The 12222-nt window shown below is 54.8% G+C and carries 7 protein-coding genes; 6 read left to right on the forward strand and 1 reads right to left on the reverse strand.

Annotated features, from left to right (window positions below; genetic code table 11):
* The first annotated feature begins 197 nt into the window (after window positions 1-197).
* From AB8846_RS09510 to AB8846_RS09535, 6 genes are all read left to right on the forward strand, one after another.
* Window positions 198-1499 carry an inorganic triphosphatase gene (locus AB8846_RS09510; protein WP_370732584.1) on the forward strand — a complete coding sequence of 434 codons (1302 nt, stop codon included), beginning with the start codon at window positions 198-200 and terminating at the stop codon, window positions 1497-1499.
* Between the two features lie 21 nt (window positions 1500-1520).
* Window positions 1521-4376, forward strand: a complete 2856-nt coding sequence (glnE, locus tag AB8846_RS09515) for a bifunctional [glutamate--ammonia ligase]-adenylyl-L-tyrosine phosphorylase/[glutamate--ammonia-ligase] adenylyltransferase (RefSeq protein ID WP_370732585.1) — start codon at window positions 1521-1523, stop codon at window positions 4374-4376.
* A 40-nt stretch (window positions 4377-4416) separates the two neighbouring features.
* Entirely contained in the window at window positions 4417-5844 is a 1428-nt protein-coding gene (gene hldE, locus AB8846_RS09520; protein WP_063145690.1) for a bifunctional D-glycero-beta-D-manno-heptose-7-phosphate kinase/D-glycero-beta-D-manno-heptose 1-phosphate adenylyltransferase HldE, read from the forward strand.
* Window positions 5845-6153: 309 nt separating this feature from the next.
* Window positions 6154-6909: a hypothetical protein gene (locus AB8846_RS09525; protein WP_370732586.1), complete on the forward strand. Its 756-nt coding sequence runs from the start codon at window positions 6154-6156 to the stop codon at window positions 6907-6909.
* A gap of 51 nt (window positions 6910-6960) precedes the next feature.
* Window positions 6961-10770, forward strand: coding sequence for a YadA family autotransporter adhesin (locus AB8846_RS09530; RefSeq protein WP_370732587.1), 3810 nt, complete (start codon window positions 6961-6963; stop codon window positions 10768-10770).
* Between the two features lie 106 nt (window positions 10771-10876).
* The gene (locus AB8846_RS09535; RefSeq protein ID WP_370732588.1) at window positions 10877-11830 is read left to right on the forward strand and encodes a hypothetical protein; all 954 of its coding nucleotides are present in this window, start codon (window positions 10877-10879) and stop codon (window positions 11828-11830) included.
* Window positions 11831-11880: 50 nt separating this feature from the next.
* Here the strand turns inward: AB8846_RS09535 and ubiK are convergent, their stop codons facing one another.
* Window positions 11881-12177, reverse strand: a complete 297-nt coding sequence (ubiK, locus tag AB8846_RS09540) for a ubiquinone biosynthesis accessory factor UbiK (RefSeq protein WP_063145694.1) — start codon at window positions 12175-12177, stop codon at window positions 11881-11883.
* Window positions 12178-12222 lie beyond the last annotated feature (45 nt).

Here is a 12222-nt window from a genome sequence, read left to right on the forward strand (position 1 = left end):
ATAGTAGTGGCAACAGTGTCTCTACGCAAAGCATTCGTCAGCAATCAGAATCATCTGTGTCACGACTCTACAGATTTACGCCCGACAAATTGCTCATTGCATGGCAATTTGGCGCAAAATACTATGTACTGACAAACAAATGGCGAGGAAGTTCGCCCTCATTGACGCGTCTGTGACGCACGCAAAAGTACAAGGCTATGGCACAAGAAATCGAATTAAAGTTTATCGTCGAAAAAGACAGCGTTGACGCACTCCGCCAGCATCTGCATACGCTTTCCGGCGAACACCATGCACCGGTACAACTGCTTAATATCTATTACGAAACGCCAGACAACTGGCTTCGCCGCCACGATATGGGGCTGCGCATCCGCGGTGCGAGCGGGCGCTACGAGATGACGATGAAAATTGCCGGCCGCGTGGTCGGCGGTTTACACCAGCGCCCGGAATACAATATCGACATCAGCAAGCCAGAACTTGAGCTGGAACGCTTCCCGGCGGAAGTCTGGCCGGAAGGCGAGCTGCCTTCCACGCTGGCGGAACAGGTACAGCCGCTGTTCAGCACCGATTTCTGGCGCGAGAAATGGCTGGTAACGGAAGGCAAAAGCCGCATCGAAATCGCCCTCGATCTGGGGGAAGTGAAGGCGGGTGAGTTCCAGGAGCCGATTTGCGAACTGGAACTTGAGCTGCTGGAAGGGGACGCAAATGACGTGCTGAAGCTGGCGCGCAGGCTGGTGAACCAGTCCGGACTACGTCAGGGAAGCCTGAGTAAAGCCGCGCGGGGTTACCATCTGGCCGCCGGAAATGCGCCGCGCGTACTAAAAGAGACGACCATCCTGCACGTTGCGCCGAAGGCCAACGTTGAGCAGGGTCTGGAAGCCGCGCTGGAGCTGGCGCTTTCTCAGTGGCAGTACCACGAAGAGCTGTGGGCGCGTAATGTGAAAAACGCGAAATCCCACGTGCTGGCGGCGATTGCCCTGGTGCGCCATACCCTGACGCTCTTCGGCGGTATTGTTCCTCGCAAAGCGAGCGCTCACTTACGTGACCTGCTGACGCAAACCGAAACGCTGATGCTCTCCGACGTATCGGCGCAAACGGCGATCTACAGCCCGCAAGCTGCGACGGCAAAACTGGCGCTGACCGAGTTCCTGGTGACGCGCGGCTGGCGCGCCTTCCTGGATGCGAAAGCAGAGACCAAAATCGCGGAAAACTTTAAGCGTTTCGCGGATATTCATCTTTCCCGCCATGCCGCTGAACTGAAGACTACGTTTGCTTACCCGCTGGGCGATCAGTATGGCGATCAGCTTCCCCGTCTGTCGCGCAACATCGACAGCATGCTGCTGCTTTCCGGCGCTTATGACGGCGTGAAAACCCAGGCCTGGCTGGAAAACTGGCAGGGTCTGAAGCATGCCATTGAAACCCGCCAGCATATTGAGATTGAGCATTTCCGTAACGAGGCCATTTCGCAGGAGCCGTTCTGGCTGCACAGCGGAAAACGTTAACTCTGGCAAGGAACCCCTATAATGCCGCTTTCTTCAGCGTTACAGCAGCAGTGGCAGACCGTTTGCGAACGTCTGCCTGAGTCATTACCGGCGTCATCGTTAAGCGAGCAGGCGAAGAGCGTGCTCGCCTTCAGTGATTTTGTGCAGGAAAGTATCACCGCCAACCCGGACTGGCTGGCAGAGCTTGAGAACGCGCCGCCGCAGGCGGACGAGTGGCGGCATTACGCTGGGTGGCTGCAAACTGCACTCGAAGACGTTGCGGATGAAGCCACGCTGATGCGCGTCCTGCGTCAGTTCCGCCGTCGGGTGATGGTGCGCATTGCCTGGGCGCAGTCGCTGGAGCTGGTAAGCGAAGAGAGCACGCTGCAGCAGCTAAGCGAGCTGGCGCAAACGCTGATTGTCGCCGCGCGCGACTGGCTCTACGCCGCCTGCTGTAAAGAGTGGGGCACGCCGTGCAGCGAGGAAGGGGTTCCTCAGCCGCTGTTGATTCTGGGGATGGGCAAGCTGGGCGGCTGCGAGCTGAACTTCTCCTCCGACATCGACCTGATTTTTGCCTGGCCTGAGAACGGCTCCACGCGCGGCGGCCGTCGCGAGCTGGACAACGCCCAGTTCTTTACCCGTCTCGGTCAGCGCCTGATTAAGGCGCTGGATCAGCCCACGCAGGACGGTTTTGTCTACCGCGTGGACATGCGCCTGCGGCCGTTTGGCGACAGCGGCCCGCTGGTGCTGAGCTTTGCCGCGCTGGAAGATTATTACCAGGAGCAGGGGCGCGACTGGGAGCGTTATGCGATGGTTAAAGCGCGGATCATGGGCGACAGCGACGACGCTTACGCCAACGAGCTGCGCGCCATGCTGCGCCCGTTCGTGTTCCGTCGCTATATCGACTTCAGCGTGATCCAGTCCCTGCGTAATATGAAAGGGATGATCGCCCGCGAGGTGCGCCGCCGTGGTCTGAAGGACAACATCAAGCTCGGCGCGGGCGGCATTCGCGAAATCGAATTTATCGTTCAGGTCTTCCAGCTTATTCGCGGTGGCCGTGAGCCGTCCCTGCAGTCCCGCTCGCTGTTGCCGACGCTGAGCGCCATCGAGCAGCTGCATCTGCTGCCGGACGGCGACGCGCAAACCCTGCGCGAGGCCTATCTGTTCCTGCGCCGTCTGGAAAACCTGCTGCAAAGCATCAACGACGAACAGACCCAGACCCTGCCGGGCGATGACCTGAACCGGGCGCGTCTGGCCTGGGGCATGCGCGTGGACGACTGGTCAGCGTTGACGGAACGGCTGGACGACCACATGGCGGGCGTGCGCCGCATCTTTAACGACCTGATTGGTGATGACGAAAGTGAATCGCAGGACGATGCGCTTTCCGAGCACTGGCGCGAGCTGTGGCAGGACGCGCTTCAGGAAGATGACACCACGCCGGTGCTGACGCACTTAACCGACGACGCGCGCCATCGCGTGGTGGCGCTGATCGCGGATTTCCGTCTCGAACTGAACAAACGCGCCATCGGCCCACGAGGCCGTCAGGTGCTGGATCACCTGATGCCGCACCTGCTGAGCGAGGTCTGCTCGCGGGCGGACGCGCCGGTGCCGCTGTCGCGTATGATGCCGCTGCTGAGCGGGATTATCACGCGTACCACCTACCTTGAGCTTCTGAGCGAGTTCCCCGGCGCGCTGAAGCACCTGATTACGCTCTGCGCCGCGTCGCCGATGGTGGCCAACAAGCTGGCGCGCTACCCGCTGCTGCTGGATGAGCTGCTCGACCCGAACACGCTGTATCAGCCAACGGCGACGGATGCCTACCGGGACGAGCTGCGTCAGTATCTGCTGCGCGTGCCGGAAGAGGACGAAGAGCAACAGCTGGAGGCGCTGCGTCAGTTTAAGCAGGCGCAGATGCTGCGCGTGGCGGCGGCGGATATCGCCGGAACGCTGCCGGTGATGAAAGTGAGCGATCACTTAACCTGGCTGGCAGAGGCGATCATCGACGCGGTGGTGCATCAGGCGTGGGGGCAGATGGTGGCGCGCTACGGCCAGCCGAAACACCTGGCCGATCGTGAAGGCCGCGGCTTTGCGGTCGTGGGGTATGGCAAGCTTGGCGGCTGGGAATTGGGCTATAGCTCCGATCTGGATTTAATCTTCCTGCACGACTGCCCGGTTGACGTGATGACCGACGGCGAGCGTGAGATTGACGGGCGTCAGTTCTACCTGCGTCTGGCCCAGCGCATCATGCACCTGTTCAGTACCCGCACCTCGTCGGGCATTTTGTATGAAGTGGATGCGCGCCTGCGTCCGTCAGGCGCGGCGGGCATGCTGGTGACCTCAACGGACTCCTTCGCCGATTACCAGAAGAACGAAGCCTGGACGTGGGAGCATCAGGCGCTGGTGCGCGCTCGCGTGGTGTATGGCGATCCGCAGCTCAAAACGCAGTTTGACGTCATCCGTAAGGAGGTTATGACCACCCTGCGTGATGGCAGCACGCTGCAAACGGAAGTGCGCGAAATGCGCGAGAAAATGCGCGCGCATCTCGGCAATAAACATCGCGATCGCTTTGATATTAAAGCCGACGAGGGCGGGATTACCGATATTGAATTCATTACCCAGTATCTGGTGCTGCTGCACGCCCACGACAAGCCGAAGCTGACGCGCTGGTCCGATAACGTGCGCATTCTGGAACTGCTGGCGCAAAACGACATCATGGACGAGCAGGAGGCGCAGGCCTTAACCCGCGCCTACACGACGCTGCGCGATGAGCTTCATCACCTGGCGCTGCAGGAGCAGCCGGGGCATGTGGCGCCGGACTGTTTTGCTCATGAACGTGCTCAGGTAACGGCCAGCTGGCAGAAGTGGCTGGTGGAACCGTGCGTAACAAATCAAGTGTGATATTATCGCGCGCAAATTGTGAATCTTTCTGGAGTCAGGAATGAAAGTAACACTGCCAGAGTTTGAACGTGCTGGAGTAATGGTTGTTGGGGATGTGATGCTGGATCGCTACTGGTATGGGCCTACCAGCCGCATCTCTCCGGAAGCACCGGTACCGGTGGTTAAGGTCGACACCATTGAAGAGCGTCCCGGCGGCGCGGCAAACGTGGCGATGAACATTGCCTCTCTGGGCGCGCAGTCGCGTCTGGTGGGCCTGACCGGCATCGACGATGCGGCGCGCGCGCTGAGCAAGTCGCTGGCGGACGTGAACGTGAAGTGCGACTTCGTTTCTGTTCCGACCCACCCGACCATTACCAAGCTGCGCGTGCTGTCGCGTAACCAGCAGCTGATCCGCCTCGACTTTGAAGAAGGTTTCGAGGGCGTCGATCCCGAGCCGCTGCACGAGCGTATCAACCAGGCGCTGGGCAATATCGGCGCGCTGGTGCTGTCCGACTACGCCAAAGGCGCGCTGGCGAGCGTGCAGACGATGATTCAGCTGGCGCGTAAAGCCAGCGTACCGGTGCTGATCGACCCGAAAGGAACCGATTTTGAGCGCTATCGCGGCGCGACGCTGCTGACGCCAAACCTCTCCGAGTTTGAGGCGGTGGCGGGCAAGTGCAAAACCGAGGAAGAGCTGGTTGAGCGCGGCATGAAGATCATTGCTGATTTCGAGCTGTCCGCGCTGCTGGTCACCCGCTCCGAGCAGGGGATGACGCTGCTGCAGCCGGGCAAAGCGCCGCTGCATATGCCAACCCAGGCGCAGGAAGTGTACGACGTCACCGGTGCCGGTGATACGGTGATCGGCGTGCTGGCGGCGACGCTGGCAGCCGGGAATTCTCTTGAAGAAGCGTGTTACTTCGCTAACGCGGCGGCGGGTGTGGTCGTCGGTAAGCTCGGAACGTCTACCGTTTCGCCAATCGAGCTGGAAAACGCGGTGCGCGGGCGTGCGGATACCGGTTTTGGCGTCATGACCGAAGACGAGCTTAAAGTGGCCGTCGCCGCCGCGCGCAAGCGTGGTGAAAAAGTGGTGATGACCAACGGCGTATTTGACATCCTGCACGCGGGCCACGTTTCGTATCTGGCGAACGCGCGCAAGCTGGGCGATCGCCTGATTGTGGCGGTTAACAGCGATGCGTCGACGAAGCGCCTTAAAGGCGAAACGCGTCCGGTGAACCCGCTGGAGCAGCGCATGATCGTGCTCGGCGCGCTGGAAGCCGTGGACTGGGTGGTGTCGTTTGAAGAAGACACGCCGCAGCGTCTGATTGCCGGTATTCTGCCGGATCTGCTGGTGAAAGGCGGCGATTACAAACCAGAGCAAATCGCGGGAAGCGAAGAGGTTTGGGCCAACGGCGGCGAAGTGATGGTGCTCAACTTTGAGGATGGGTGCTCAACCACCAACATCATCAAGAAGATCCAGAGAGACAGTTAATCATTGATATAAAATACATACGGGCCGAAAGGCCCGTTTTTTTTGGGGCAACATATCTCCACCTGCCACACCTGCAAATTTATAATGCGCATCATAACTATAATTTCAAATTATCAATTATTGTTTTTATATATTTATTTTAAATGTATTTTACTGTCAATTAATTTTTTGTTTACTCTGAATGTAGTTTATTTAATGCATTTCGAGGTACATATTTAAAATATAAAAATATATAATCGGGCTCCATTTGTTTTAATCATTTCCAGGGAAATGGAAATTGTTGATTGCTTACTTCGCAAGGGAGTTGTGATGAATCGTCTTTTTTGTTTCGTTAAATCTTTTTCGAGATTACCAAAAATTAATGTTAAAGCATTAATCTGCTTTGTGTTTAGTTTTTTTATTTTTGTTGAAGTCAGCCATGCATCAAGTTCCCACATGTCTAACGACAATGTTGCTTCATCTTCAGTAGATCATAAGACTGATGAGCTCACTCGGTTTAATCAGGCGGTTGACTATGATCTGAGTGGCAATCATGCCGAAGCCAGAACGATATACAACCTTCTGAAAAACAGTCGCCTATCAAGTCTTGTTGCTGTTCCTTCCGCCATTAATCTGGTCGATCTCAATAAAGTTGATGCGGCAGAGCAGGCATTTAATGAGATCGTCTCTGGCGGAGCGTTACGCGACCGTGACTATGCGCGCTTATGGCAACTGTGGATGCTGGCTAAGCGCTGGGCAGGTAAACAAGCCGATCTTGTCAGTGAGCTAAAAGAACAGGCTGGAAATAAAGCATGGTCGCTCTCCTGGGAGAATGACATTGCTTTGGTTTATGCCGGGAAAAAGTCCCCGCAGGATGTATTGCGTATCATGGCTCAGAAAGTGGCAAAAGGTGAAGCTGATAAAGATGCACTAACCGAAACGGTGTTCTTTATTACGGGCTATCTGCACTATGTTCAACATGATGTTAAATCAGCAAAAAAATATGCAAGGCAATATCAATCATCTTTCAATTATGCATCTTTAGAACGCCCGTTAATCGAGCGTGAGTACATTGCAGGAAAGTAATTAATACACTGAAAAGGAGATGGTGCACCATTACTGGCGCCAGGATTTGTTATGAATAAAATTTACAAAGTCATTTGGGACCCAATTTTAAATATTAATATTGTGGCGGGTGAGTTTTCACGCTCTAAAGGTAAAAAAAGCAGTAAATCCGCACTCGTCGGCGGTTTATTGGGTGCGGTAGCGCTGAGCTTTTCCCCTGTCGAAAGTGCGCAAGCCTATACGGCGGGCGGTGGAGCAACACCCGACGCGGATGGCGTGGCGATTGGCACGAATACCACCGCGGGTGCAGCTGCAACCGTGCCTGGAGGGGCGATTGGTACAGGTAATACCGATATTAATGGAACAAAAGTGTCAAGCGTCTCAATCGGCGAAACGGCAACGTCCGATTCAGGTAGCGTCGCGATTGGCGATCATGCGAATGCCCTGAACACGGGTACGTCCACCGGCATCAGTGTGGCTATCGGTCCGTACTCCAGCGCGACAAAAGGCGGAAGTATAGCGGTGGGTGCCGCAGCACTGGCGAATGGTCAAAACTCGGTTGCTCTGGGTATTGGTACTGAAACCAGCGTTGATGGCGACGTTGCTATCGGTTCAAGCGCGTACGCGGGTGATGGCGGCAAAGGGAATACCGCTGTTGGTAACTGGTCCAAAGCCGTGAGCGGATCGGCTGCCGCGTTCGGTGACCTCAGTAATGCCCTGGCGGCAAAAAGCACCGCGGTGGGGTATAAAAGTACGGCCACGGCCGAAGATTCTCTGGCAATGGGCAGCCAGTCTATCGCCGCAGCGGCCAACGCTGTTGCAGCAGGCCTGAAATCCTCTGCAAATGCGACTGACGCCGTTGCGCTGGGGGCGAACTCTGTCGCATCCGTCGTAGGAAGCGTTGCGCTGGGCGCAAACTCCGTTACGTCCAACGCGATTGCGACGGAAAGCGCCACGATTAATGGCAAGACCTATCATTTTGCAGGTACAACACCTTACAGTACCGTGAGCGTGGGTGGAAAAGGCAGTGAGCGTACGGTTTCTAACGTTGCGGCAGGCCGTGTCAGCTCAACCAGTACCGATGCGGTAAACGGTTCACAGCTTAACGCAACGAACCTGGCCCTTAATTCATTATCCGATACCAGCGTGCAGTACGACGCTGACAAAGACGGAAATCTGAACCTGAACAGCATCACGCTGAAAGGGACCACCTACAACAGTCAGAACGGCAGCGGCGGGACAACCATCACCAACGTTGCGCGCGGCGTGAATGACAGTGATGCGGTGAATATGTCTCAGCTGAATGACGTGAATAGTGGTATTGCGGATATCAATACGACTATCACAAATCTGGCGGGCAACACGGATACTACCTATATCGAAACGCACGGTTCTGGTACCCGTTATTCGCGTACTAACGAAACAGGCCTGGCGGAAAGTGATTCCACGGCGAGTGGTAAAGGAAGTACAGCGGTGGGTTATAATGCGACCTCCGCCGGTGAAAATAGCCTGGCATTGGGTAACGCTGCGACCGCGACCAACACCGGTGATGTGGCGTTAGGCGCGGGCTCTACAACCGCAGCCGCGGTGGCGACCACCAGTGCCACCATCAAAGGCGCAACCTATAACTTTGCAGGCACTGCGCCTGTGAGCACGGTTAGCGTGGGTAGCGCTGGAAAAGAGCGTACCATCACCAACGTGGCAGCAGGTCGTTTAAGCGCAACCAGTACCGATGCGGTAAACGGTTCACAGCTTAACGCAACGAATCTGGCCCTTAATTCCTTATCCGATACCAGCGTGCAGTACGATGCTGACAAAGACGGTAATCTGAACCTGAACAGCATTACGCTGAAAGGGACCACCTACAACAGTCAGAACGGCAGCGGCGGAACAACCATCACCAACGTTGCGCGCGGCGTGAATGACAGTGATGCGGTGAATATGTCTCAGCTGAATGACGTGAATGGTGATATTGCAGATATCAATACGACTATCACGAATCTGGCGGGCAACACGGATACCACCTATATCGATGCGCACGGTTCTGGTACCCGTTATACACGCACCAATGCAACTGGCCTGGCGGAAAGTGATTCCACGGCGAGTGGTAAAGGAAGTACAGCGGTGGGTTATAATGCGACCTCCGCTGGCGAAAATAGCCTGGCACTGGGTAACGCTGCGACCGCGACCAACGCAGGTGATGTGGCGTTAGGCGCGGGCTCTACAACGGCAGCAGCGGTGGCTACCACCAGTGCCGTCATCAACGGCGTGACCTATAACTTTGCAGGCACTGCGCCTGTGAGCACGGTTAGCGTGGGTAGCGCTGGAAAAGAGCGCACCATCACCAACGTGGCTGCAGGTCGTTTAAGCGCAACCAGCACTGATGCGGTAAATGGCTCTCAGCTTTACGCAACCAACACGGCTGTGAGTAACCTGACGCAAAGTACCATTCAGTACAACACCAACACTGATGGCTCGACAAACTATGACAGCATCGTCCTGAATGGCGATACATACAATAGTAATACGAAGGAAGGTGGTACCACCATTAGCAACGTGGCGTACGGCGTTAATGACAGCGATGCGGTGAACGTCCAGCAGCTGAACGAAGCCACCAGCAATATCTACAACTCCGGGGTTAAATACTTCCACAGTACGTCCGAGCTGGCTGACGCCGTTGCATCGGGTGCGGATTCTGTCGCGGTAGGCCCACAGGCCAGCGCGAAAGGCGCCAGCTCAATCGCGATGGGCAATAACGCTGAATCCGTTGGTGCGAACAGCACGGCGATCGGTGCCGGAGCGAAGGCAACGAATGCTAATGACGTAGCGCTGGGTTCCAACTCCGTTACTGAGGCGGCGGTTGCCACAACCGGCGTGACTATTCGTGGACAGGAATATTCCTTTGCCGGTACTGCACCGACCAGCACCGTTAGCGTAGGTAGTGCGGGTAACGAACGCACTATTACCAATGTTGCTGCGGGTCGTATTAGTGCGACAAGCACGGATGCAGTGAACGGTTCTCAGCTGTATGCCACGAACCAGGCGATTGAAAACATTACGGCAAGCGTGTCGGATATCAGTGCCAGTGCAGTCCAGTACAATACGCTGGCAGATGGTTCTGTTGATTACAATACGCTGGTTCTGGGCGGCGATACTTATGGCAACGCAACCAACACGGGCGGCACAACAATCGCTAATGTGGCCAATGGCGTAAATGCCAGTGATGCTGTTAACAAATATCAGCTGGACCAGGTAAGCGAAAGCGTTGTGACGCTTGCTGAAGGTAAAGCAGGGATGTTCCAGGTTAACAACACCAGTAATTTGGCCACTCCAGTGCTGACCGGGGCTGATACGACTGCTGTAGGTGCGGGCACAAACGTCAGCGGTAACAGCAGCGTGGCCGTGGGAAGTGGTTCCACTGCCAGCCATAATAACGCTGTGGCGCTGGGAGCAAACTCCTCAACCGATCGTGACAATAGCGTTTCTGTCGGTTCTGCCGGAAATGAGCGTCAGATCACCAACGTTGCTGCGGGTACAAAAAGTACAGATGCTGTAAACGTTGCACAGATGAAAGACGCGGTAAGCGACTCTTATCAGTACACGAATAACAAATTCGGCGATCTGAAGAACATGATCAACGATCAGAAAGACAAGCTGAGCGCCGGTATTGCAGGCGCAATGGCGATGGCCGGATTGCCACAGCCATACTCTGCGGGTGCAAGCATGTTCAGCATGTCTGGCGGTACATATCAGGGTGAATCTGCCGTCGCGTTTGGTGTTTCGACGATTTCTGATAACGGTAAGTGGGTCAGTAAACTGTCGGGTTCAACCAACAGTCAGGGAGATTACGGCGCCGCTATTGGTGTGGGTTACCAATGGTAAGACATCGTTAATGTATAACCGTCCTCGGCCATATGGCTGAGGACGGTTTTTTTATTTAAATGAATATGATGGCCATAATCTGGCATCAACACTGGTCATTAATGGTATGATAGTTAAACGATTTTCTCTAATATCTGCAGCATTTCTACTCTTCCCGGTTATTCCAGTTTTAGCTGCGCCTCAAGATTTGCCCGTTAAGTCTATTAGCGTCCCGGCCTGGAATGTTATTACCGATACATTGTTTGTTATGACGCCTGCTGTTAATGGCAAGCGCAACGATTTCCTGATGCGCATGGTGTGCGGGCTGGCACGTGGTGATATAACGCAGCAACAAGTCAACGCCACGCTGGCGGAAAAAAAAGTCAATATTAACGGCATACCTGAGTCTGGAAGCCCATTATCTTTACTGGTTAATGGCAACGTTACTCAGCAAGCCACAACGTGTGCTGCTTATCTTGCATCATCTTTATTTATGCCTGCGGATAACCAACAGTATTTTGACGAGAAAAAGGTTCCATCGCAGCCCCGCGTAGATGAGGGTAACGGTTTTTGGCAAAGATTGACGGGCAAACAAACCACAACAAAAAACACGCCCGAAAAGCAAGAGTATGTATTAAATACAGTACGTTTTGAGCAGGGGGCGAAAGAGAAAATAGCGCTTGCACAGGCTACGGCACAATTTTACGCGATCATTGCAAAAAATATTCAGAGTGCGGTTCCGTTAAGTTATGCCGCGTATCAGAAGCGGACTGCGGATGTCGTAAGAAACTATGCCGGAGAATATCTTCGTTCAATAGGTCAGTTTTATCTGTCACAGGATAAAGCCCACTTCACAGCAATGACGGTAGATATGGGAAGTTTTCGAGTTGAGAATTCGACAGGGAATGCTTTTCAAATGCAGGGGAGTGATTTTCTTCTCACAGCCAGAGGCGTGCCGTGGTTTGGGAACGGTAAGATTTTAGGCAAAGACTATTTTGTTGACGTTGCAATCATTGCGACGCCCGCGGTCGCCGAAGGAAAAGTGCAAACGAAGCAGAAAAAAGGCAGTCTTAACAAATAGTTCAGGCAATAAATACCCGGTCGCGCGGTGCTTCCGGGTATTAACTGGGATTATTCCTGAGCATCCACCGGGGGGATCGCCGGAGCCGGCTTCACTTCTTCCGGTGCATTGCGGTTTTCCAGCTCGCTCAGACGCTGTTCCAGCAGTGCCAGCTTCTCGCGGGTGCGCAGCAGAACCTGGGTCTGCACGTCAAACTCTTCGCGGCTGACTAAATCAAGGCGAACCAACTGCGCCTGCAGCGTCTGGCGGATTTTCTTCTCAACGTCATCACCAAATTCACGAATACCTTTTGGCATAGATTCATGAACCTGACGCGCGATCTGCTCAATTTTCTTCGGGTCAATCATTGTCGTTTCCCTTGATGGAAAGGTGTTAGTGTCCATTGTAGCGCG

It is taken from the genome of Enterobacter sp. KB-221C9 (assembly GCF_041320715.1).
GTDB classification, from domain to species: Bacteria; Pseudomonadota; Gammaproteobacteria; order Enterobacterales; family Enterobacteriaceae; genus Enterobacter; species Enterobacter asburiae_D.